Below are 22,800 nucleotides of genomic sequence, written 5' to 3'. Positions count from 1 at the left end.
CCATCCCTGTTCCCCGCCCTGCACCTTCCGAGAGGAACCCGATGTCCCGCCCTGAGAACGCGCCCAACCCGCCGACCCGAGTGCGCACGCGGCGACACTCCTGGGCGCGCATCCTCATCCCCGGCGCCCTGATCCTGGTGTGGCTGGTCGGGGCGGGGCTCGGCGGCCCGCTGTTCGGCAAGGTCGATGAGGTCTCGTCGAACGATCAGACGAGCTATCTGCCCGAATCCGCTGATGCCACCCAGGTGCAGAAGCTCCTCGGCGAATTCAACGACAGCGACGCCATTCCTGCGATCGCCGTCTTCGTGTCCGATGACGAGCTCTCGGAATCGGATCTGCAGACCATCTCGGATGCCGTCGCCGACGCCCCCTCGGTGGAGGGTGTGAGCGAGGATGTCTCCCCCGCTCTGACGTCCGAAGACGGCAAGGCGGTGCAGGCGTTCATCCCCATCGAGGGCGACGCGGAGCTCGCCGATGCGATCGACGCGCTCGGCGCTCAGCTGCGGGAAGCCGCTCCTGGCGGCGTCACCGTCTACATCACGGGTCCCGCGGGCTTCAGCGCAGACCTCGTCGCCGGGTTCGCCGGCATCGACGGACTGCTGCTGGGCGTCGCCCTTCTCGCGGTGCTCGTCATCCTGGTGCTGGTCTACCGCTCGTTCCTGCTGCCGATCGTCGTGCTCTCGACCAGCCTGTTCGCGCTCTGCGTGGCATTGCTCGTCGTCTGGTGGCTGGCCAAGTTCGAGGTGCTGCTGCTCAGCGGACAGACCCAGGGAATCCTGTTCATCCTGGTGATCGGAGCGGCGACCGACTACGCCCTGCTCTTCGTGGCGCGGTTCCGCGAAGAGCTCCGCGTCGTTCAGGACAAGGGAACAGCCGTGCTGGCTGCGTGGAAGGGCTCGTTCGAGCCGATCGTCGCCTCCGGCGGCACCGTGATCGCCGGCCTTCTGTGCCTGCTGCTCAGCGACCTCAAGTCCAACAGCACTCTCGGGCCGGTGGCCGCGATCGGCATCGTGTTCGCGATGCTCGCAGCACTCACTCTGCTTCCTGCGCTGCTGCTGCTGTTCGGCCGCGCGGTGTTCTGGCCCCGGCGTCCGAAGTTCGAGCCCGAGGTCGTCGCCGAAGAGCACGGCATGCGCAAGACCGGGCTGTGGGCGCGCCTGGCCGGCATGATCACCAAGAGCCCCCGCGCGATCTGGATCGTCACGACTCTCGTGCTGCTCGCCGGCGCCTCCGGCGTGCTGCAGCTCAACGCCGTCGGCGTGCCGGCATCCGACCTCGTGCTCGGCGCCTCGGAGGCCCGCGACGGACAGGTGGCCCTCGGCGAGCACTTCCCCGGCGGCTCCGGCAGCCCGGTCTACGTGGTCGTCGCAGAGGACAGGCTGCAGGATGCCGCCGACGTGCTGCTCGCCGACGACGGCATCGACGGCGTCTCGGTGACGGCGGCCGATTCGCCGAGCGGTGCGGCGACGGTCACCGAAGACGGACTCGTCGCGGTCGGCCCTCCAGGTGCCCCCGTGCCCGAGCCGACGGTGGTGGATGGCGAGGTGCTGCTGCAGGGCACCTTGACCGACGCGGCGGACTCCGATGCTGCTGCTGCCACGGTGCGCGAGCTGCGCGTCGAGTTGCACGAGCTCGACGCACTCGTGGGCGGTGTGACGGCGACGGCGATCGACACGAACGACGCGTCGATCCATGACCGCAACCTGATCATCCCCGTGGTCCTCGTCGTCATCATGCTCATCCTCATGCTGCTGCTGCGCTCGATCCTCGCCCCGGTGCTGCTGATCATCACCACCGTGCTGTCGTTCGGCACAGCCATGGGCGTCTCGGCGCTGATGTTCAACGGCGTCTTCGGCTTCCCCGGCGCCGACCCTGCCGTGCCGCTGTACGGGTTCGTGTTCCTGGTCGCACTGGGGATCGACTACAACATCTTCCTGATGACCAGAGTGCGCGAGGAGTCTCTCGAGCACGGCACTCGCGAGGGAGTCCTCCGCGGGCTCTCGATCACGGGAGGCGTGATCACCTCCGCCGGTCTCGTGCTCGCTGCGACCTTCGCCGCACTCTCGGTGATCCCGATCCTCTTCCTGGCACAGCTCGCGTTCATCGTGGCGTTCGGCGTGCTGCTCGACACGTTCGTGGTGCGCTCGCTGCTCGTGCCTGCGCTCGCCTACGACCTGGGGCGAGTGATCTGGTGGCCGTCGAAGCTGTGGCGGAGCGGTCGCGACTGAGGAGTGCCCTCGACTGGATTCGAACCAGCGACCTGCCCTTTAGGAGAGGGCTGCTCTATCCTGCTGAGCTACGGGGGCGACGATTCCATTCTAGAGGAACCCTCGCCCCCGGCTTCCGCTCACGCCGCCAGGGCGAGGTACGGCTCCCACCTCGGGTCGCTCCGCTCGGTGCCACGCACCGTCCACGCGGTGCCGTGAGGAGGACGCGGCGCGAAGCGCAGCTCCCAGCGCATCTCCTGCGGAGTGCGGTCGCTCTTGGTGTTGTTGCAGCGCAGGCAGCAGGCGACGAGGTTCTCCCATGAGTCGGCTCCGCCCCGCGAGCGCGGCATGACGTGGTCGATGGTCGACGCCGCCTTGCCGCAGTAGCCGCAGCGGTGATTGTCGCGGCGTAGGACGCCCCGCCTCGTCACCGGCACCCGTCTGCTGGCGGGAATGCGCACGTAACGCGAGAGGACGATGACGGCGGGGCGGTCGTAGACGCCATGGCTGCCCCAGACGGGGTCGTCTTCGACGCGTTCGATCACGGTGGCCTTGTCATTCATGACCAGGACCAGGGCTCTCTTGAACGACACGATCGCGAGCGGTTCGTATCCTGCGTTCAGTACAAGTGTGCGCATCGTCATCCTCTCGATCCGCCGGGACGGCTTCCCGGCACTCTCGACTCACACGAAGCCGCACGGAGCGGAGGCGTTCGCAGGGATGAAAAAAGGCGCTGTCTACAGACAGCGCCTCATTCGCACGGCAACGCCGTGGTGTCCCTGCGGACGATGCAGAAGGACGTGACGACCGAGGTCATCCATGGTTCGGATGCTCGATATTCGCTCCATCAGCTTCTCCCGCCTGTGCGACAACGGGTTCAGGCTAACCCATCAGGAGAGCACGAGGGCGAAACTGCGGGTGAACTCCCGGAGGCGTGTCCGCGAGCAGGAGAGGTGACTGGCTCGATCAGCCCGCGTTGGCGCCGAGCCAGGCGATGGGCTCCATGAGCCCACCGTTGACCCAGACCTCGAAGTGCAGGTGGTTGGCCGTCGAACGCCCGGTGCTGCCGACGAAGCCGATCAGCTGACCGGCGGCGACGGTCTGACCGGCCTGGACCTGACGCGAGCCGTAGATCATGTGGCCGTACGTGGTCTGCACGCGCTGGCCGCCCACGACGCTGTCGAGCATGACGGCGACGCCGTATCCGCCGATGCTCTCCGCCGAGGCGCGCACGACGCCGGCAGCGGCGGCGTAGATCGGCGTTCCGGCCGGAGCCAGCATGTCGGCACCCTGGTGCGCACCGCCGACTGTGCGGCTGACGTTGTACGAACCCTGCGGAAGCGGATAGCGGACCTCGCCGGAACCCGGCGAGACCAGCGCGTAGTTGCCGATGTCGAAGCTCGACGAGGACGATGCGGTGACGGCCTTGGCGGCGGCCGCAGCACGGGCCGCGGCGGCTTCCTCCGCCTTCTTCTTCTCGATCTCACCCGGAGTCGTGGCGGTGAAGGTGCCGCGACTGAGTGGTGCGGCCGTGGCGTCGGAGGCGACGACCAGAGACTGGGCGTCGACGGCAGCCATCTGCTGCACCGTCGTCGCCGCCTCGGCGGGCTTCGTGGCAGCGTAAGCGGGAAGAGCGACAGCAGCGACGAGAGCACCGACGGCCCCGAAGATGGCGATCGAACGCAAGGGCTTGACGACCTTGCGGGCGTCGACGCGGCTGCGGGAGCTGCGAGCGACTGCTCGATCTTCAGTTGTCTTCATGGGCGATTCGATGTCTTTGGCCAAAACTTGATCCTCCAGCGCCTGCGCGCTCGGGTAGCGCTGGCTCGTCGGCACTCTGCTCTCGTGGCACGAATGTAGCTCGGGTACGTTGTGCGGTCTGACCGGGAGGTCGACGAGCCTGGAAGGCGAGTCCTCTCGGGTGTCATCAGCGGGCTTCTTCGACGACCTGTCCGAGGTTACCGGAAGATAACGATTCTGTCACCCCACGAACCTGGCAATCCTCGGAGAGGCGGAATCACGCGGATCTGAGGGCCGATCGGCCTCGTGGATCAGGCAGGTTCGCCGACCAGGAAGATGTGGGAGGCGAGCTCGACGGGGAGCTCAAGACCGTCTTCCTGGCCCTCCATCTGGATGAGGACGTATCCCTCGTTGAAGCGATAGTCCCCCTTCGCGCCGGGCACGACGCCCGCGTCGCGGAGCTGCTCGAGCAGCTCAGGATCGACCTGAGCGGGCTCGGCGAGACGACGCACGGTTCCGTCGATCGGAGCTCCCGCGGCGTTGAGCTTCTGCACCAGTCCGATGACACCTTCGTCGAAGGTGCGTGCCGGGGTGTCGCCCAGCTGGTCGAGCCCGGGGATCGGGTTGCCGTACGGCGATTCGGTCGGGTGACCCAGCAGCTCGACGAGTCGACGCTCGACCTGCTCGCTCATGACGTGCTCCCAGCGGCAGGCCTCTTCATGCACGTACGCCCAGTCGAGACCGATGACGTCCGAGAGCAGACGCTCGGCCAGGCGGTGCTTGCGCATGACGTTGACGGCCTTGCGACGGCCAGCGTCGGTCAGTTCGAGGGTGCGGTCCTCGGAGACGACGACGAGACCGTCGCGCTCCATGCGCCCCACCGTCTGGGAGACCGTCGGACCCGAGTGTCCGAGACGCTCGGAGATTCGCGCACGCAGCGGCACGATGTTCTCCTCCTCGAGTTCGAGGATGGTGCGGAGATACATCTCCGTGGTGTCGATCAAGTCCGTCATGTGGCCCTCCGGGTCTTCTTAGGCAAGCCTACATTCCCACGCGGACATCAGGGCGTCATGCGGTGAGGGCACTCGGGGCTCACGCCGTAGAATCGACGCATGGCGATCGAGATTCCCCGTGACCTCCTGCCCGCTGACGGCCGCTTCGGCTGCGGTCCCTCGAAGGTGCGCACTGCGCAGCTCGACGCGCTGCTCGCCGCGGCCCCCACCCTGCTGGGCACCTCGCACCGCCAGGCGCCGGTCAAGAACCTGGTCGGCAGCGTCCGTGAGCAGCTGGCGGCTCTGTTCCGGCTCCCCGAGGGATACGAGATTATCGTCGGCAACGGCGGTTCGACAGCGTTCTGGGATGCTGCGGCCTTCGGCCTGATCGAACGACGCAGCCAGAACCTCGTGTTCGGCGAGTTCGGCGGCAAGTTCGCCGCCGCCGCCGCCGCTCCGTGGCTCGAGGCGCCCGATGTGCGCAAGTCCGAGCCGGGTTCGCGCACGGCCGCAGAGGTCGTCGAGGGCATCGACGTCTACGCCTGGCCGCACAACGAGACGTCCACCGGTGTCGCGGCCCCCATCGAGCGCGTGATCGCCGACGGCGCTCTGACCGTCATCGACGCGACCAGCGCTGCCGGCGGCATCGACTTCGACGCCGCCCAGGCGGATGTCTACTACTTCGCGCCGCAGAAGAACCTCGGCTCCGACGGGGGCCTCTGGTTCGCCGCGGTGTCGCCTGCCGCGGTCGACCGGATCGAGCGCATCGCCGCCTCCGACCGGTACATCCCGGAGTTCCTCAGCCTGAAGAACGCCGTCGACAACTCGCGACTCAACCAGACGCTGAACACGCCGGCGCTGACGACCCTGCACCTGCTCGACAGCCAGCTCGGCTGGATCCTCTCGAACGGCGGCCTGTCGTGGGCCGGCGCCCGCACGGCGGAGTCCTCGGCGGTCCTCTACGACTGGGCCTCGGCATCATCCGTGGCGACCCCGTTCGTCACGGATGCGGCACACCGCTCACCCGTCGTCGTGACCATCGACTTCGCCGACACCGTCGACGCCGCAGCCGTAGCCAAGACCCTGAGGGCCAACGGCATCGTCGACACCGAGCCCTACCGCAAGCTCGGCCGCAACCAGCTGCGGGTCGCGACCTTCGTGTCGATCGAACCCGACGACGTCCGACAGCTCACTCGCTCTCTCGACTACGTGCTCGAGCAGCAGGGCGCCTGACGCCAGGGAGTCGACGAGAAAGGGGCCGCGTTCACACGCGGCCCCTTTCTCGTTCGACTCAGTGGACGGTCATTCCTCGTCGTCGTCGTCGTCGGAGTCTTCGTCGTCGGAGTCCTCGTCGTCGTCATCGTCCTCGTCGTCGGAGTCGTCGTCGTCGGAGTCCTCGTCGTCATCGTCGTCGTCCGAGTCGTCGTCGTCCGAGTCATCGTCTTCGTCCGCAGCAGCCGAGTCGTCGAGTTCGTCGACGTCGACTCCGTCGAGGTCTCCCGCATGCAGCACACGCGGCTCGGCGGCGAGCTCGTCTTCGTCGATGTCGTCGTCGTCATCGTCGATGTCGTCGTCCTCGTCGATGTCATCGAGATCGTCGTCGGATTCGTCGTCGTCGACCGAGCTCTCGTCCTCGCCTTCCGCAGCGGCCGCGGCCGCCTGCGCCGCGAGCTCCACCTGGTGGGCGCGGTAATCGGCGAGACGCTCGGCCCACGGCACCCATTCGGGTGCGAGAAGCGCTCCGTCGCCCGGCAGCAGCTCGAGCTCGAGCACCGTGGGCTCCTCATCATCGACGCGCGCGACCGTCACGGTCCAGAACCAGCCCGGATACCCGGGAAGTCGGTTCTCGAAGCGCAGCGACACAGAGCCGCCCTCTTCGGGGATGTAATCGGCTGCGGGTCCGACGGTCGACGGCGGAGTGATCTCGTGCAGTGCGGCGAGCGCGAGATCATGAGCGTCGATCAGACGCTGGTCCACCTCAGGCTTCGAGGTCATCGGCTACCTTGCGCAGAACTGCCGCGATCTTGCGGCCTTGGGCCGACGAGGGGTACCGGCCGCGTCGCAGATCGCCGCCCATCCCGTCGAGGAGCTTGACGAGGTCCTCGACGATGATCGCCATGTCGTCTGCCGGCTTGCGCTTCGCCTTCGCGAGGCTCGGCGGGGCTTCGAGCACCCGCACGGACAGCGCCTGGAGGCCGCGCTTGCCATCGGCGACACCGAACTCCACCCGTGAGCCCGCCTTGACCGCCGCGCCCGTGGGCATGGCTGAAGCGTGCAGGAAGACGTCTTGGCCGTCATCGCTGGCGATGAAGCCGAAACCCTTGTCTTCGTCGTAGAACCTGACCTTGCCGGTGGGCATGGGAGAAACCTCGCTGAGTCGGTGTGGAGCTGGATCGGACGCACGCGTGCGACCACCTCCAGCCTACCGGTCGCGGGGCGGGGAATCCGTAGGTCACGATGCGGAACCATGAGACCCTGCAACGACTAGGCTGAGACGGATGAGCACCAAGAGTCCCGAACCTGAGGTTCCCGTTCGCCGCATCGATCGCATCCTGGCGTTCACGGCACTCGGACTCGCCGCGGCATCCATCATCTGCTTCTTCGCGATCATCATCGGCACCGCCGTCGGCATGGAGCAGCAGGACTTCGGCACCGGTGCCTGGCCGTTCATCGCCGCGATCCCCTACTGGGGGCTTCCGGCCGCGTTCGTCATGATCATCGCGCTCCTCATCATGAGCTTCATCCGCAAGGGGCGCGCGGCATCGCGGCCCTGAGGAATCCGTCATGAGCACGCACGCCCGACCGCTGGCCGAATGGCTCTCCGAGGCGAGCGATGAGCAGCTCACCACTCTGTTCTCGGTCCGACGCGTGCGCGCGGATGCCGGCTGGCAGGATTTCTTCGATGCCGCCGAGGCGCTCCTCGATCCCACGTCGATCGCGCGGGTCCTGCCCCTCCTCACGCACGGCGAGGCCGTTTCTCTTCTCGCCGCCGCGGCCACCCCTGTCACAGAGCACTCCCCTCAGCGGGCGACGCTCGAGAGTCTCGCACTGCTGCGCCCCGACGGCGCACCCTTCCCGCCGGTCGCCGCCGCCATCGCCGATCGACCGGAGCCGGCTCCGCTCAGCCTCTCGGCGCCGACGCCCGCGACCGATGCCGAGAGCGCCCATGCGGCCGAGCGAGCGTTCACGACGGTCTCCGCCCTCGCCGATCTGCTGCTGCTCGCGCGAGAGAAGCCCTTCGCACTTCTCGCCGGCGGCAACGTCAGCGCCGGAGAGAAGCGGCAGCTCAGCGAAGCGGGCGTCGCCGCTGAATCGATCGACGGGCTGATCGAGATCGCGATCGACTCGGGGCTCGTCGCACCCGATGCTCGCCGGCTGCGCACCACGCCGCGGACCGAGGAATGGCTGCGATCGCCCGTGGCCGATCGGTGGAGCGCACTTGTGGAGGGCTTCCGCGATGCTCTCCCCCGAGGGGTGCGGGCGTCGGACGGCGGCTGGTCGTCCACGACGGCCTGGGCGCAGGCGCACCCGTGGGACCCCGCGTGGGCCGACCGCAGTGACGCGCTGCTCGAGCGCGCTCGTCTGCTCGGGCTCATCACCGACGGCGGCAGTGAACCCGCATGGGCGGCTTCGATCCGCCGAGGCGAGAACGTCGACGCCGCTGCGCTCGTCGCGCTGCTTCCGAACGAGGTCGATCGCATCTTCCTCCAGAACGACCTGAGCGCGATCTCGCCCGGCCCTCTCGCTCCCGGGCTCGACGTGCGGCTGCGCACGATCGCCGCGCGAGAGTCCGCAGCCCAGGCCTCCACCTACCGCTTCACCCCCGAGTCGATCGCGCACGCGCTCGTCGCCGGCGAGACCGAGCAGTCGATCCTCGAGTTCCTCGAATCGCTCTCGCTCACCGGCATCCCTCAGCCGCTCCGCTATCTCGTCACCCAGACCGCGCAACGACACGGCCTGGTTCGCGTGTCGATCGACCCCGAGACCGGTCGGACGCGCATCGAGAGCAGCGACCAGCACCTGATCGAGGCGATGGCCGTCGACCAGGGGCTGCGACCGCTCGCCCTGACGAAGCACGTCGCCTCTCTGACGACGCGCGTCGGGCGCGACACCGTCTATTGGGCATTGACTGACGCTCGGTACCCGGCGACGCTCGTCGACGACGACGGACGCGCGATCGCCCGCGAGCGGAATCCGATCACCGAGGCGACGCCCGACCCCGCGCCCGACTATTCCGCGCTCATCGCCGCGATGCGCTCGCATCAGGGGCCGGACGCGGACGCCGCCTGGCTCGACCGCGAGCTCGAGGCCGCTGTCCGAGCGAAGGCCGTGCTGCGAGTGAGCGTCGGAATGCCCGACGGCTCGACGAGAGAACTGATCCTCGAAGCCACCGGGCTCGGCGGAGGACGCCTCCGCGGCCGAGATCGCGCGGCAGATGTCGAACGCACGCTGCCGGTGTCGAGCATCCGCGCCGCCGTCGTGATCGCGCAGTAAACTGGACAGCTATGTCTGATGGACCCCTGATCGTCCAGAGCGATCGCACAGTGCTGCTCGAAGTCGCCCACTCCGACGCTGAGAGCGCCCGCCACGAGCTGGCGATCTTCGCCGAGCTCGAGCGCGCGCCAGAGCACATCCACACCTACCGCATCACGCGGCTCGGACTGTGGAACGCGCGTGCCGCCGGGCACACCGCCGAAGACATGCTCGAGACGCTCGACCGCTGGTCCCGCTTCCCCGTGCCGCCGTCGGTCGCCGTCGACCTCCGCGAGACCGTGAACCGGTATGGCCGCCTCGTGATCGAGCGAGACGACGAAGGCACCCTGATCCTGCGCTCGACCGACCCGGCCGTTCTCGCCCAGGTCGCGAACAACAAGCGCATCCAGCCGCTGCTGATCGGGCACCCGGCTCCGGACACCTTCGTGGTCGACGCGTGGGCGCGCGGGCAGATCAAACAGGAGCTGCTGAAGATCGGCTGGCCGGCCGAGGACCTCGCCGGGTACACCCCCGGCACACCGCACGAGATCGAGCTCGCCGAGGACGGCTGGCAGATCCGCCCCTACCAGCAGGATGCCGTCGACGCGTTCGCGAAGGACGGCTCGGGCGTCGTGGTGCTGCCCTGTGGCGCGGGCAAGACCATCGTCGGTGCCGCGGCCATGGCGGCGACCAAGACGACGACCCTGATCCTCGTGACGAACACCGTCTCGGCACGGCAGTGGCGCGACGAGCTGCTCAAGCGCACGAGCCTCACACCCGAGGAGATCGGCGAGTACTCCGGCCAGGCCAAGGAGGTCAAGCCGGTCACCATCGCGACCTACCAGATCCTCACGGCGAAGCGGAAAGGCGAGTACGCCCACCTCGCCCTGCTGGATGCCCTCGACTGGGGTCTCATCGTCTACGACGAGGTGCACCTGCTCCCCGCGCCCGTGTTCAAGCTGACCGCCGATCTCCAGGCTCGGCGCCGGATCGGCCTCACCGCCACGCTCGTCCGCGAGGACGGTCGCGAGGGCGACGTGTTCAGCCTGATCGGCCCCAAGCGCTTCGATGCTCCGTGGAAGCAGATCGAGGCCCAGGGGTTCATCTCCCCCGCCGTCTGCTACGAGGTGCGCGTCGACCTGCCGCCGGACGACCGGCTCGAGTACGCCGCCGCGACAGACGACGAACGCTACCGTCTCGCCGCTTCCGCACCGGCGAAGATCGCGGCCGTGCGAGAGCTCATCGAGAAGCACAAGGACGAGCGGATCCTCGTGATCGGTCAGTACCTCGACCAGCTCGACTCGCTCTCGCAGTCGCTGAACGCGCCGCAGATCACCGGCGCCACGCCCGTCGACGAGCGCGAGGAGCTCTATCGCGCCTTCCGCGAAGGTGAGATCTCACTGCTCGTGGTGTCGAAGGTCGCGAACTTCTCGATCGACCTCCCCGAGGCATCCGTCGCCATCCAGGTGTCGGGTTCGTTCGGCTCGCGACAGGAGGAGGCCCAGCGCCTGGGCAGGCTCCTGCGTCCCAAGCAGTCCGGCCGCACGGCGAGCTTCTACACGCTGGTCGCCCGCGACACGATCGACCAGGACTACGCCCAGAACCGCCAACGGTTCCTCGCCGAACAGGGCTACAGCTACACCATCATGGACGCCGACGCCCTCGCCGCCTGACCGCCTGCGGGCCCTCCCTGCAGCATCGCTACGCGGAGGGCGAAAGCGCCGCTCCGACGGATAATCAGCATCCGCATGGCCGAAGTCACCATAATGGGGACATGACTGATGCGCGCATCCTGGTCGTCGACGACGAACCCAACATCCGCGACCTGCTCTCGACAGGTCTCAGCTTCGCCGGGTTCCAGGTGAAGACGGTGGCCAACGGCGCCGCCACCATCTCGGCGGTGCTCGAGGAAGAGCCGGACCTCATCATCCTCGACGTCATGCTCCCGGACATGAACGGGTTCAGCGTGACCAAGCGCCTTCGCGGCGCCGGTTTCACTGCTCCGATCCTGTTCCTCACCGCGAAGGACGGCACCGACGACAAGATCGAGGGGCTCAACGCCGGCGGCGACGACTACGTCACCAAGCCGTTCAGCCTCGACGAGATCGTCGCCCGCGCCCAGGCGATCCTGCGCCGCACCATGCAGGCCGACGAGGAGTCGATCATCCGTGCCGGCGAGCTGTCGATGGACCAGGACACCCACGACGTGCATGTCGGCAAGGAATCGATCGAGCTGAGCCCGACCGAGTTCAAGCTGCTGCGCTACCTGATGCTGAACCCCAACCGCGTCCTGTCGAAGGCGCAGATCCTCGACCACGTCTGGGAGTACGACTTCAACGGGGATGCCGGCATCGTGGAGAGCTACATCTCCTACCTCCGTCGCAAGATCGATCCGCACACCGAGGAGTCGGTGATCCAGACGAAGCGCGGCTTCGGATACATGCTCAAGGTCGGCAAGTAGTCCGGCTCACCGCCGCACGCTGACGCCGCACAGCATCCGTCTCCAGGGAGGTCCGCATGGCGCACAAGCCTGACGCGATCACCAAGTGGTGGCGGTCGATCAGCCTGCGCGCCAAGGTGACGGGCGTCACGGTCGCCGTGCTCGCGTTGGGCCTGCTCGCGGCGGGCCTCGGCACCGTGCCGATCCTGCGCAACTCGCTGGTCAGCAACATCGACGCTCAGCTCCCTGCTCTGGTGTCTGCCGATCTCGCGAACCGGTACTTCGAGGTGACGGTCGAAGACGGCAAGACCGTCTACACCCCCACGGACTCGCCCCGTGACTTCTTCGTCGCGATCTACGACGCTGAGGGCGTGCTGCAGACGACCACTGGCAACTCCGACAACGGGGCACCGCTCTTCCCCTCGTCGTACTCCCCCCTCGACGTGCAGGCCAACGAGGACACCCGGTTCACGATCGAGGGCACCAAGGGATCGAGCTTCCGGGCGGCTGTGGCACGGGTGCCCGGAGAGGGCGACGGATCGCTGCGGATCCAGATCGTCGCGATGCCGCTCGAGTACGCGGATCGCATCATCAGCCAGTACTTCGGCATCTACATCACCGTCGCGTTCGTCACCATCTTCCTGGCCGCGCTGCTGACCCGAGGGCTTGTGACACTGACGTTCCGACGGCTCGGTCAGGTCGAGTCCACGGCCATGTCGATCGCCGCGGGCGACTTCACACAGCGCCTCACCGATCTCGAGCCGACGACCGAGGTCGGCCGCCTGAACAGCGCGATCAACACGATGCTCGATCGAGTCGACGGTTCGCTCGCGCAGCGGGACCGCACCGTGCAGCACATGCGTCGCTTCATCGGCGACGCCAGCCACGAGCTGCGCACGCCTCTGGTGAGCGTGCGCGGGTATGCGGAGCTCTACCGGATGGGTGCGATCAAGGGCGAGGAGGACACCGCCCGTGCCATGGAGCGCATCGAGAAGGAGGCGATCCGCATGGGCGTGCTCGTCGAGGATCTGCTTGCGCTCGCGCGTCTCGACGAAGAGCGCGAACCCGAGATCGAGGCACTCGACCTCCGTCCCATCGCCCGCGACGCCGCCCTCGATCTGCGTGCTGCGGCTCCGGCACGCACCGTGACCGTCGTCGACCGCACGGTCGAGGCCCCGCTGATCGACCTCACGACTCGGTCGACGCCTGTCGTCCCCGCCGCACCCGAGACTCCCGCTCCGCGTGGGCTCTCCCGCGGCACGCTCGCCCGTCTGCGGCGTCGCTCGCGAAGCTCCGCGGCGAACGTGCCGGCGATCGACTTCACCGAAGCCGCGGACATCCCCGTGCGCACCCCGCCGATCGTGCTCGGCGAGGAGAACAAGGTGCGCCAGGTGGTCACGAACCTGCTCGGCAACGCGCGTCGCTTCTCGCCTGAGGAGAGTCCGATCGAGATCGTCGTCGACGCGGACCGCGTGCGTGGCACGGCGAGCATCGCGATCGTCGACCACGGCGAGGGTATCCCTCCCCAGATCCGCGAGCAGATCTTCGAGCGCTTCTGGCGCGCCGACACCTCACGAGCACGCGAGACCGGTGGGTCCGGGCTCGGGCTCGCGATCGTGTCATCCATCGTGAAAGCGCTGCACGGAAGCGTCGCGGTGTCCGAGACGCCGGGTGGCGGAGCGACCTTCACCGTCACGCTGCCCCTCGCTCCCTCACGCGCAACGCCCGCCCACCTTCTCGAAGACACTCAGCCCCTCGAGCGACTGGATCTCTGACCGCACCTCGCTTCTCGCGCGGGTGCTCCTGCTCGGCGCTCCTGATCGGCGCTCCTGCACGGCGCGGCGCCCATGCGGGTTCTCCACAGCGGGCGTCGGGACGTGCGCGCGCACCCGCATCCGGAGATCTCCTCTCCCCTATCGTCGGAGCACCAATCGAGAGGAGTTCCCATGTCCGTCATCACCGTCGACACCGAAGCCGTAGGTGCCGCCCAAGGCGCGGCGCTGGCCACGATGGAGCGCCTGCAGACGGAGTCCGCGACGCTCATGTCGCAGCTCACGCAGCTGCAGGCGACGTGGGTCGGCACCGCGTCGGCCGCGTTCCAGTCATGTGCCGAGGAGTGGCGTGGAGCGCAGTTGCACGTCGAGCAGGTGCTCGAATCGATCGGGCATTCGCTGGGCAGCGCGGCGACGCAGTATGCAGACGCTGATCAGTACTCGGCGAGCCTGTTCCGCTGATTCACGGTTCGAGCCCCCGCGAACGCAGAAACGCCCCGACCGAGGTCGGGGCGTTTCTGTCAGTGCTGATGGATCAGAAGTCCATGCCACCCGACGGGTCACCCATCGGAGCAGCAGCCTTCTCAGGCTTGTCAGCGACGACGACCTCGGTGGTGAGGAAGAGAGCCGCGATCGACGCTGCGTTCTGCAGAGCCGAGCGGGTCACCTTCGCCGGGTCGATGATGCCCGCGGCGAACATGTCGACGTACTCGCCCGTTGCCGCGTTGAGGCCCTGGCCCGAGGGGAGCTCGGAGACCTTGTTCGCGACGACGCCGGGCTCGAGGCCTGCGTTGAGGGCGATCTGCTTCAGCGGAGCCTCGATCGCGACGCGAACGATGTTCGCACCGGTCGCCTCGTCGCCCGTGAGCGAGAGAGCGTCGAGAGCCTTGGTGCCCGACTGGATCAGCGCGACGCCACCACCGGGGACGATGCCCTCTTCGACGGCTGCCTTCGCGTTGCGAACGGCGTCCTCGATGCGGTGCTTGCGCTCCTTGAGCTCGACCTCGGTTGCCGCGCCCGCCTTGATGACGGCGACGCCACCTGCGAGCTTGGCGAGGCGCTCCTGCAGCTTCTCGCGGTCGTAGTCGCTGTCCGTGTTCTCGATCTCGCGACGGATCTGCGTGACGCGACCCTCGATCTGGTCTGCCTCACCGGCACCCTCGACGATCGTGGTCTCGTCCTTGGTGACGATGACCTTGCGAGCACGACCCAGCAGGTCGAGCGTGGCGTTCTCGAGCTTCAGGCCGACCTCTTCGGTGATGACCTGACCACCGGTGAGGATCGCGATGTCCTGCAGCTGCGCCTTGCGACGGTCGCCGAAGCCGGGAGCCTTGACGGCGACCGACTTGAAGATGCCCTTGAGCTTGTTGAGCACGAGAGTCGCGAGAGCCTCGCCCTCGACGTCCTCGGCGATGATGACGAGCTCCTTGCCGTCCTGGATCACCTTGTCGACGATGGGCAGAAGGTCCTTGATGTTCGAGATCTTCTGGTTCGCGATGAGGATGTAGGCGTCTTCGAAGACAGCCTCCTGGCGCTCCGGGTCCGTCACGAAGTACGGGTTCAGGTAGCCCTTGTCGAAGCGCATGCCCTCGGTGAGCTCGAGCTCGGTGCCGAAGGTCTGCGACTCCTCGACGGTGACGACGCCTTCCTTGCCGACCTTGTCGATCGCCTCGGCGATGAGCTCGCCGATGGCGGGGTCAGCAGCGGAGATCGACGCGGTGGCGGCGATCTGCTCCTTGGAGTCGATCTCCTTCGCGCTGGCGAGGAGCTCCTCGGTGATGGCCGCGACGGCCTTCTCGATGCCGCGCTTCAGCGAGATCGGGTCTGCGCCGGCTGCGACGTTGCGCAGGCCCTCGCGGACCAGAGCCTGAGCGAGCACCGTGGCGGTGGTGGTTCCGTCGCCGGCGACGTCGTCGGTCTTCTTGGCGACCTCCTTGACGAGCTCAGCGCCGATCTTCTCGTACGGGTCGTCGAGCTCGATCTCCTTGGCGATGGAGACACCGTCGTTCGTGATCGTGGGGGCGCCCCACTTCTTCTCCAGCACGACGTTACGACCGCGCGGGCCGAGGGTCACCTTGACAGCGTCGGCGAGGATGTTGAGGCCGCGCTCGAGGCCGCGTCGGGCCTCCTCATCGAAAGCAATGATCTTTGCCATGAGTTTTTTCGTCCCTCCTGGACGTAGACGTTGGGTTTAGCACTCAGAGTGAGAGAGTGCTAACGCCATTCTGGCACTCGACCCCATCGAGTGCAAGCTGCGCGGACGGACCGCGCGGCGGTCTACGGGGCAGGAGTGTCTGCGGGCGTCTCCGGCGCGGTCGTCGCACGATCGAGTCCGATGACGACCGTGAGCTGCTTCGCACCCGTGTCGTTCAGGTCGGAGTAGAAGTCGCTCTGCTCGACCGCGGCACCGCCGATCAGGTTCGCGAGGCCGAGGGCGGCGAGCTCATCCTCTTCGGCGACGTAGTAGACGGTCGTCGTCGAGAAGTCCTGGCTCGCGCTGTCGCTCGCGAACACGACGTCGGCGGCCCAGCCGTTGTTGATGAGCAGGTCGCGCATCTGCTCGTCCAGACCCTCGTCGGGTGAGGCGTTGAGGATCATCACCGAATAGGTGACGTCGACGACACCGGTCTCGACGGGCGTCGGGCTCGACGAGGGGACGGCCTCCGGGAAGAGGGTGATGCGTCCCATCACCACGAGCGAGCCGAAGATGCCGCCGATGATGAGCACCAGAGCGGCCACGAACGACCACAGGAGCACCACCCAGCCGTTCATCCCCGGGGCTTCGGCGCGGTGCGCTCCGACGCGTCCGGACGATCGGGGGACGTCGTCGAATCGATCTCGGCTGAGCTTTGACACTCCTCGATGCTAATGGCACCGGCCCGTGAATCCGCTTCCGACGACGCCGCTGCGTGGCGCGAGCCTCGTCAGCCCACGAAGCCCGGAGTGCGTGCGGCGCGCTGGAACGATCTGGCGTCACGGATGCGGCGCAGCCGTCGCACCAGCATCGGGTCGTACTCCAGGGCTTCCTCCGACTCGATCAGACGGCCGAGGAGCTGGTAGTAGCGGGCGGCGCTCATGCCCAGTTGGGCGCGGATGACCTCTTCCTTCGCGCCGCCGTGCCGCGGCCAGGCGGTCTCGAGCGCGAGGATCGTGCGATCCCGCTCGCTCAGATCTCCCAGCATGTGACCAGATTAGGTCGAGGAAGCGGCGATTCCGGTGCGCCACTCCCACCATCTGCCGAGCGGATCGGCTGCCGCGCGCACGTCGCCGTCGAGCGCCACGACGAACCCGGTCCACTCCTCGGCGACCACGGCCGGCTGCCAGACGTCGCCCAGCACTGCCGGAGGATCGATCGTCACCCAGCGGGCATCGAGACCCCTGATGCGCTCGACGAGTGCTGTGCGCGCCTCTCGCGGAATGTGCACGAGCACGCCCGGCGTCGTGATCACGAGAGTGGCACCCCGGGGCGCCTCGGCTGCGAGCGCGTCGATCCTCTCGAGCGCGTCGCCGGCGATGAGGCGGGGCGGATCGGATGCGGCGATGTCGAGCGCCGCTCTCACCCGCTGTTCCCGCCCTTCCTCCCCCGGCCAGACGAGCCCCTGCAGCCAGCGACGGTCTCGGTCGTCTCGGGCGTCGAGAGGCGCGAGGTCGATGCCGGCGCGCCAGACGATGTCCGGCATCCTCATGGCGGGGAGGCGCCCGTCGACTCTGCTCTGCAGCACGACCGGGCTCGGCCCGTCGTGCGGGTCGAGTGCCGCGCGCACCTGACCGTCGGAGCCGACGAAGCGGTACGAGTAGCGATCGGGGTACAGGCACAGGCCCGCGGAGGCGCCGACCTCGAGCAGGGCGATCGGTCCATCGATCTCGGACAGCACAGGAAGCAGCGGTGCGAGTCGGAGCGGCTCGTTGGTCTGCAGACGCCGGCCGCTGCATTCGCTCACGATCTCGTCGGCACGGGAGAGCACGAACGCGCGCCACGCGTCGTAGCGGACGAGGCCGACGCCCAGCATCCGCGTCACGGCGAACACGAGCGGGGGCTGCCTGCGGTTCTCAGGGATCCGAGCGAGCACCCGCTGCACCTCGGGGTCACCGGCCACGCCGGAAGCCCAGTCGACATAGAGATCGCTGCGCCCCGGCGCCTCCTCATCGGCGAAACGGCGATAGCGCAGCCGCACGGCATCCGTCATCCATCCATTGTCTCGTGACGCCGACCCCCTCTGAACGCGAGAGAATGGAGCAGACCCCAGGAGGACCTATGTCGTACAGCGTGGACAAGACCGAAGAAGAGTGGCGCGAAGAGCTCGGCGAGGAGCAGTATGCGGTGCTTCGCGAAGCCGCGACCGAGCGCGCCTGGACGGGCGAGCTGCTCGACGAGGGCCGCGCCGGCCTCTACACCTGCGGCGCGTGCAACGCCGAGCTGTTCAAGAGCGGCACCAAGTTCGACTCCGGATGCGGGTGGCCGAGCTTCTACGAGTCGATCCGCCCCGACGCGGTGCAGCTCATCGAGGACACGACCCTGGGCATGGTGCGCACTGAGGTGCGCTGCGCGAACTGCGGATCGCACCTCGGGCATGTCTTCCCCGACGGCTTCGGCACGCCCACCGGCGACCGCTACTGCATGAACTCCATCGCCCTGAACTTCACACCTGAAGAGTCGTGAGCGCCCTCGAGGCCGTTCGCGCACGGCAGTCCTCCTCGAAGGTCACCGACGAGGCGCCGTCGCGGGACGAACTGCTGAAGCTCGTCGCAGCCGCCGGACGCGTCGCCGACCACTCTTCGCTGCGCCCGTGGCGCCTGATCGAGCTGCGCGGATCCGACCGAGAGCTGCTGGGGGCCGCGATCGCCAAGGCCGAGGGCGACAAGTCCCCCTCCACGAAGCCGCTGCGCGCTCCGCTGCTGATCGCGGTCGTCGCCAGCTACCGCAAGAGCGAGAAGGTCCCCCGCTGGGAGCAGGAGGCCGTCGCCTCGGGTGTGGCCCACATGCTCAGTCTGCTGCTCGACGAGGCCGGCTTCGGCGTGCTGTGGCGCACGGGTCACTACACGCGATCGAAGGCCGTCGCGAAGGCCCATGGCCTCGGCAAGGACGAGGAGCTGCTCGGATGGCTGTACATCGGCGGCAAGCCCTCGGGCCGCAGGCCCGGTCGCCGCAAGCCCGTCGATGCGCGAGGCCTCGTGACGCGGATGCCCAAGCCCAAGCCCCAGCCGACGCCCGAGCCGAAAGCCAAGAAGAAGGCGAAGAAGCAGAAGAAGCAGTAGGTCAGTTCCGTCTGCTGCGAGGCAGCGCGACGGCGACGGATGCCACGGCGACGACCACCATCCCGATGATCTGCCAGGGCGCGGGGCCCGCCGCGGCCGGCCAGATCAGGTCGATGATCACCGAGGTCGCGAGCTGGCCCAGCACCGATCCGAGTCCCATCAGCAGCACCCCTGTCTGCGCGACGATGAAAGCGCCGAGCAGGATGTACGCGGCGCCGAGGAATCCACCGAGGTACAGCCACGGCTCGGTCGGCGGCGCGTCTGGTGCGCCCCGCACCGCGATGCTGATGCCGGCGGCGACCAGCAGCGCGATGGTGCCGGCGATGAAGCTCATGAACGTCGCCGCGAGGGGCGAGCGCACGCGCTGCGACAGACGGCCGTTGGTCGCAGCCTGCCAGGCGATGCCGACGCCTGCCGCGAACGGCAGGAGGAGCATCCAGAGCGGGGCCGTGGCCAGGACATCGCCGCTCAGCGAGATGCCGACCGCGGCGAGCGCGAGCGCTCCGCCCAGCACGCGCCCCGGCGTGATCGCGACGACCCCGGCGGGACCGAACCCGATGCGGTCGAGCACGAGCCCGTGCAGGGTCTGTCCTGCGACGACTCCGACCGTGAACAGCGAGACGCCGAGCACCCCGGCCGTGATGCCCTGAGTGGAGACGGTGAGTGCACCGCAGGCACCGCCGAGCAGCATCCAGAACGGGATCGTCCGATCGCGGATGCCGCCGAGCAGACGTCCGACGCCTCGAAGCGCGGAGGGAATGCAGACGATCACCACCGCAAGGGCCGCTAGTCCTACGGAGAAGGAGATGAGGCCGGCCACGATGCCGTTGTCGACCTCGACGCCCAGCACGCCGTTGATGCGCGCCTGGATGGCCGTCATGACACCGATCGCCACTGCTCCGCCGAGCGCGAGGGGCGGAGACAGTCGACGGGCCTGGGTCACCTGTCGACCCTAACCGAGAGCTGATCGCCATCTCGCCGTGCGCACGATGTCGGCGGCCGGGCGTACCCTGACGGCATGTGCGCGAGTTACGGACTTGACCCCCGGTTCACCGACACCGAGCTCCTGGCCGCCGCCGACGAGGCGGTGCTCGAGGGTCTGCGTGGCTGGGCCGAGCAGAACGCGCGCGAGACCGTGCGCCCCACAGGCAAGAATCTGCGCAACCTCAACCCGATCGTGGTGCAGCCCGAGGCCGAGCCCGTGCTCGAACCCGCCTGGTGGGGGTTCCTGATCGGCGGGGAGCCCTCGAAGTTCCCGTCGATCAACACCCGATCCGAGCGCCTGCAGGAGCGCCCCGGCGGATTGAAGACCCGTGCTCTCGTGCCGGCGACGAGCTGGTACGAGATGAAGAAGCCCGAGCGCGTCTGGCACGAGTTCGTCGTCGACGACGGTGCGCTCTTCGGAATGGCCGCCGTCACCCAGCGGGGGCGCACCGCCGATGGCGAGTCCTTCACCTGCTACTCGATCGTGATGCGCCCGGCTCCCCCTCACCTCGCCGGCATCCACGATCGGATGCCGCTGCTGATCCCCGCGGCGCTGAGCGACGACTGGCTGACCGCCGAGCCCACGAAGGAGATCATCGACGAGGCCCTGCTCGCCGCGGCCGCGATCGACGAGCGCGTTCAGGCCGCGCCCCGCGCCGACGACAAGGGCGCCGATCGGCTGTTCTGAGCATGGACTCGACCCAGTTGGGCGCCGCCGCCACTGCGCGCGCCGAAGAGCTTCCCGGTGCGGAGCGCGACAACCCGTTCGGCCCCGAGTGGGACGTCTACAAGGTGCGAGGGCGTGTCTTCCTGCTGATCCCTCTCGACGGCACCGGGCGCGTGACGCTCAAGTCCCATCCCGAGGACTCCGTCGCGTTGCGAGAGACGTTCGCCGACATCGTGCCCGGCTACCACATGAACAAGAAGCACTGGATCACCCTGATGCCAGGGGCATCGCTCGACGAGGAGCTGGTGACCGAACTCGTCACCGAGTCGTACCGACTGGTGGTCGAGAAGCTCCCCCGAGCGCAGCGGCCGATCGACCCTGACCTGTTCGGGCGCCCTGCCGGCTGAGGCGGCCGGGCCACGGCATCCGCCGAGAGGATGACTCCGGACATCCGTGGAACGGTACCCAGGGAGGACGCGGGGGCGATGGCGTGGTCGATAGCGTCGTAGACATGATCACAGCAGAAGGCCTCACGAAGAGATTCGGAGACAAGACAGCCGTCCAGGACGTGTCGTTCACGGTGCAGCCGGGCACGGTCACGGGGTTTCTCGGGCCCAACGGCGCGGGCAAGTCCACGACGATGCGCATGATCGTCGGCCTCGACCGGCCGACCTCGGGCATCGCCACCGTCGGCGGACGGGAATACCGCAAGCTCCGCGCCCCGCTCACCGAGGTGGGAGTGCTGCTCGATGCCAAGGCCGTGCACACCGGCCGCACCGCGCGCAATCACCTGCGTGCGATGGCGGCGACCCACGGCATCCCGGCATCCCGCGTCGACGAGGTCATCGACCTCGCGGGCATCGGCCCCGTGGCCCGCAAGCGCGCGGGCAAGTTCTCGCTCGGCATGGGGCAGCGGCTCGGAATCGCCTCCGCCCTGCTCGGCGACCCGCACACTCTGATCCTCGATGAGCCGGTCAACGGCCTCGACCCCGAGGGCGTGCGGTGGGTGCGCCAGTTCGTGCGTCACGCGGCGTCCGAGGGACGCACCGTGCTGCTCTCGAGCCACCTGATGAGCGAGATGGCGCAGACCGCCGATCACGTGATCGTGATGGGCCGGGGAAAGGTGCTCGCCGACGCCCCGCTCGAGGAGCTCGTGCGGGCCTGGACGACCAACACCGTGCGTGTTCGCACGCCTCGAGCCGCCGACCTGGCTGCCGCAGTGGGCGGCCCGTCCGTCGAGATCGTGAGCTCCGCCCCCGATCTGATCGACATCGTCGGCCTCCCCGCGTCGCGCATCGGCGACCTCGCCGCAGAGCGCGGCATCCCCCTGCACGAACTCACCCCGACCACCGGATCGCTCGAAGACGCCTACCTCGCCCTCACCGGCGACTCGGTCGAGTACCGCACGAAGGAGATCTCATGACCGTCCAGGCTCCTCCCCTCCGCCGTCAGCATGTCGACACCGATCGCCGGCTCACGTTCATCCGCGCCGTGCGCGGCGAGTGGATCAAGCTGGCCACGCTCCGTTCGACCTGGTGGTCGATCGGCATCGCGGCGATCCTCACGATCGGCATCGCCGTGCTCATCGCGCAGGCGATCGACATGCCGGGCTTCGAGCCCATCCAGGCCGTCGTCATGCCGATCCAGTTCACGATGCTGCTCGCCGGCATCCTCGGCGCGATCTCCGTGACGGGCGAGTACTCGACCGGGATGATCCGTTCGACGCTCGCGGCCAACCCGAAGCGCGGATCGGTGCTGGGCGCCAAGGCGGTCGTGGTCGGCCTGTTCATGTTCGTGTCGTCGCTGGTCATCTTCCTGGCGGCGGCCGTGGCGGTCTCCGCGGTCGTCGCCTCGCGGGATCAGGGCATCGACTGGGGCGACCCCGCAGCATCGTTCCTGCCCATCGTGGTCTCGTCGCTCGCCATGGCGGTGTTCGCCCTGATCGGGGTGGCGTTCGGGTTCATCCTGCGCTCGGGCGCCGGAGCGATCGCCGCGACGGTCGGCCTGCTGTTCGTGCTGCCGATCGTCGCGAGCTTCTTCGCCGTCGCCGGCGAGGCCTGGGCCTGGGTCATGGACGCCGCGGGCTACCTCCCGGTGGCCGCAGCCCAGAGCGCGATCCTCCCCGAGGGCGCTGCGCTCGAGGCTCCGGTCGCCTACCTCACGCTGGCAGCCTGGGTCGCCGCGGGCATGCTCGGCGCCTGGGCCGTGCTCCGCACGCGCGATGCGTGACCGCGAGATCGCGAGATCGATGAACCCGCGTAGAGTCGCC

The 22,800-nt window shown here is 68.2% G+C and carries 24 protein-coding genes and 1 tRNA gene; 14 read left to right on the top strand and 11 right to left on the bottom strand.

Features of this window, described 5'->3' with window-relative positions; all coding sequences use genetic code 11:
* Positions 1-41: 41 nt before the first annotated feature.
* On the top strand, positions 42-2,228 hold the full coding sequence (locus RU09_RS09225; RefSeq protein ID WP_042539832.1) for an MMPL family transporter: 2,187 nt from the start codon (positions 42-44) through the stop codon (positions 2,226-2,228).
* A 4-nt stretch (positions 2,229-2,232) separates the two neighbouring features.
* Here the strand turns inward: RU09_RS09225 and RU09_RS09220 are convergent.
* From RU09_RS09220 to RU09_RS09205, 4 genes are all read right to left on the bottom strand, one after another.
* Positions 2,233-2,306 (bottom strand) — tRNA-Arg (locus RU09_RS09220).
* Between the two features lie 41 nt (positions 2,307-2,347).
* Complete coding sequence (locus tag RU09_RS09215; protein ID WP_042539885.1) at positions 2,348-2,845, bottom strand: HNH endonuclease; 498 nt, start codon at positions 2,843-2,845, stop codon at positions 2,348-2,350.
* Positions 2,846-3,173: 328 nt separating this feature from the next.
* Entirely contained in the window at positions 3,174-3,968 is a 795-nt protein-coding gene (locus tag RU09_RS09210) for a M23 family metallopeptidase (protein WP_042539830.1), read from the bottom strand.
* A gap of 290 nt (positions 3,969-4,258) precedes the next feature.
* Positions 4,259-4,960 carry a metal-dependent transcriptional regulator gene (locus RU09_RS09205; RefSeq protein ID WP_042539828.1) on the bottom strand — a complete coding sequence of 234 codons (702 nt, stop codon included), beginning with the start codon at positions 4,958-4,960 and terminating at the stop codon, positions 4,259-4,261.
* Positions 4,961-5,059: 99 nt separating this feature from the next.
* Between RU09_RS09205 and serC the strand changes: the two genes are divergently transcribed.
* A complete protein-coding gene (gene serC / locus RU09_RS09200) occupies positions 5,060-6,172 on the top strand; it encodes a phosphoserine transaminase (RefSeq protein ID WP_042539826.1) in 1,113 nt (370 codons plus the stop codon).
* 69 nt (positions 6,173-6,241) lie between these two features.
* Here serC and RU09_RS09195 read toward each other — a convergent pair whose 3' ends face one another.
* Both RU09_RS09195 and RU09_RS09190 read right to left on the bottom strand, forming a co-directional pair.
* A complete protein-coding gene (locus tag RU09_RS09195; RefSeq protein WP_042539823.1) occupies positions 6,242-6,934 on the bottom strand; it encodes a DUF3027 domain-containing protein in 693 nt (230 codons plus the stop codon).
* Positions 6,918-7,298 carry a cold-shock protein gene (locus RU09_RS09190; protein WP_042539821.1) on the bottom strand — a complete coding sequence of 127 codons (381 nt, stop codon included), beginning with the start codon at positions 7,296-7,298 and terminating at the stop codon, positions 6,918-6,920. The genes RU09_RS09195 and RU09_RS09190 overlap by 17 nt, the downstream gene beginning before the upstream one ends.
* Positions 7,299-7,437: 139 nt before the next feature.
* On the opposite strand from RU09_RS09190, the gene RU09_RS09185 reads away from it, so the two are divergent.
* The 6 genes from RU09_RS09185 to RU09_RS09160 all read left to right on the top strand — a co-directional run bounded on the left by RU09_RS09185 (position 7,438) and on the right by RU09_RS09160 (position 14,086).
* Entirely contained in the window at positions 7,438-7,713 is a 276-nt protein-coding gene (locus RU09_RS09185; protein ID WP_042539819.1) for a hypothetical protein, read from the top strand.
* 10 nt (positions 7,714-7,723) lie between these two features.
* Positions 7,724-9,433 (top strand): helicase-associated domain-containing protein, encoded by a 1,710-nt coding sequence (locus tag RU09_RS09180; RefSeq protein WP_042539817.1) that lies wholly within the window; start codon positions 7,724-7,726, stop codon positions 9,431-9,433.
* 11 nt (positions 9,434-9,444) lie between these two features.
* Complete coding sequence (locus RU09_RS09175) at positions 9,445-11,085, top strand: DNA repair helicase XPB (protein WP_042539815.1); 1,641 nt, start codon at positions 9,445-9,447, stop codon at positions 11,083-11,085.
* 101 nt (positions 11,086-11,186) lie between these two features.
* On the top strand, positions 11,187-11,873 hold the full coding sequence (locus tag RU09_RS09170; RefSeq protein ID WP_042539813.1) for a response regulator transcription factor: 687 nt from the start codon (positions 11,187-11,189) through the stop codon (positions 11,871-11,873).
* 56 nt (positions 11,874-11,929) lie between these two features.
* The gene (locus RU09_RS09165) at positions 11,930-13,627 is read left to right on the top strand and encodes a sensor histidine kinase (RefSeq protein WP_042539810.1); all 1,698 of its coding nucleotides are present in this window, start codon (positions 11,930-11,932) and stop codon (positions 13,625-13,627) included.
* A gap of 171 nt (positions 13,628-13,798) precedes the next feature.
* Positions 13,799-14,086 carry a WXG100 family type VII secretion target gene (locus RU09_RS09160; protein WP_042539808.1) on the top strand — a complete coding sequence of 96 codons (288 nt, stop codon included), beginning with the start codon at positions 13,799-13,801 and terminating at the stop codon, positions 14,084-14,086.
* A gap of 73 nt (positions 14,087-14,159) precedes the next feature.
* Here the strand turns inward: RU09_RS09160 and groL are convergent, their stop codons facing one another.
* The 4 genes from groL to RU09_RS09140 all read right to left on the bottom strand — a co-directional run bounded on the left by groL (position 14,160) and on the right by RU09_RS09140 (position 17,811).
* Positions 14,160-15,779, bottom strand: a complete 1,620-nt coding sequence (gene groL / locus RU09_RS09155; protein WP_042539806.1) for a chaperonin GroEL — start codon at positions 15,777-15,779, stop codon at positions 14,160-14,162.
* A 122-nt stretch (positions 15,780-15,901) separates the two neighbouring features.
* Positions 15,902-16,480 (bottom strand): LytR C-terminal domain-containing protein, encoded by a 579-nt coding sequence (locus RU09_RS09150; RefSeq protein WP_331452205.1) that lies wholly within the window; start codon positions 16,478-16,480, stop codon positions 15,902-15,904.
* A 68-nt stretch (positions 16,481-16,548) separates the two neighbouring features.
* The gene (locus RU09_RS09145) at positions 16,549-16,806 is read right to left on the bottom strand and encodes a DUF3263 domain-containing protein (protein WP_042539804.1); all 258 of its coding nucleotides are present in this window, start codon (positions 16,804-16,806) and stop codon (positions 16,549-16,551) included.
* Between the two features lie 9 nt (positions 16,807-16,815).
* Entirely contained in the window at positions 16,816-17,811 is a 996-nt protein-coding gene (locus RU09_RS09140; RefSeq protein ID WP_042539802.1) for a DUF2332 domain-containing protein, read from the bottom strand.
* A 68-nt stretch (positions 17,812-17,879) separates the two neighbouring features.
* On the opposite strand from RU09_RS09140, the gene msrB reads away from it, so the two are divergent.
* Positions 17,880-18,284: a peptide-methionine (R)-S-oxide reductase MsrB gene (msrB, locus tag RU09_RS09135; RefSeq protein WP_042539800.1), complete on the top strand. Its 405-nt coding sequence runs from the start codon at positions 17,880-17,882 to the stop codon at positions 18,282-18,284.
* On the top strand, positions 18,281-18,880 hold the full coding sequence (locus tag RU09_RS09130) for a nitroreductase family protein (RefSeq protein ID WP_042539798.1): 600 nt from the start codon (positions 18,281-18,283) through the stop codon (positions 18,878-18,880). Before msrB ends, RU09_RS09130 begins: the two co-directional genes overlap by 4 nt.
* A 1-nt stretch (position 18,881) precedes the next feature.
* Here RU09_RS09130 and RU09_RS09125 read toward each other — a convergent pair whose 3' ends face one another.
* Entirely contained in the window at positions 18,882-19,823 is a 942-nt protein-coding gene (locus tag RU09_RS09125) for a DMT family transporter (RefSeq protein WP_052492916.1), read from the bottom strand.
* 75 nt (positions 19,824-19,898) lie between these two features.
* On the opposite strand from RU09_RS09125, the gene RU09_RS09120 reads away from it, so the two are divergent.
* The 4 genes from RU09_RS09120 (at position 19,899) to RU09_RS09105 (ending at position 22,760) form a co-directional block, all read left to right on the top strand.
* Positions 19,899-20,552, top strand: coding sequence for an SOS response-associated peptidase family protein (locus tag RU09_RS09120; RefSeq protein ID WP_042539796.1), 654 nt, complete (start codon positions 19,899-19,901; stop codon positions 20,550-20,552).
* Between the two features lie 2 nt (positions 20,553-20,554).
* Positions 20,555-20,938: an MmcQ/YjbR family DNA-binding protein gene (locus tag RU09_RS09115; protein ID WP_042539794.1), complete on the top strand. Its 384-nt coding sequence runs from the start codon at positions 20,555-20,557 to the stop codon at positions 20,936-20,938.
* Positions 20,939-21,042: 104 nt separating this feature from the next.
* A complete protein-coding gene (locus tag RU09_RS09110) occupies positions 21,043-21,954 on the top strand; it encodes an ABC transporter ATP-binding protein (RefSeq protein ID WP_042539792.1) in 912 nt (303 codons plus the stop codon).
* Positions 21,951-22,760 carry an ABC transporter permease gene (locus tag RU09_RS09105; protein WP_042539790.1) on the top strand — a complete coding sequence of 270 codons (810 nt, stop codon included), beginning with the start codon at positions 21,951-21,953 and terminating at the stop codon, positions 22,758-22,760. The genes RU09_RS09110 and RU09_RS09105 overlap by 4 nt, the downstream gene beginning before the upstream one ends.
* The last annotated feature ends 40 nt before the right edge of the window (positions 22,761-22,800 follow it).

The sequence above is a fragment of the Microbacterium sp. MEJ108Y genome (genome assembly GCF_000834175.1).
GTDB lineage: Bacteria > Actinomycetota > Actinomycetes > Actinomycetales > Microbacteriaceae > Microbacterium > Microbacterium forte.
This window is presented reverse-complemented; position numbering and strand designations above follow the sequence as displayed.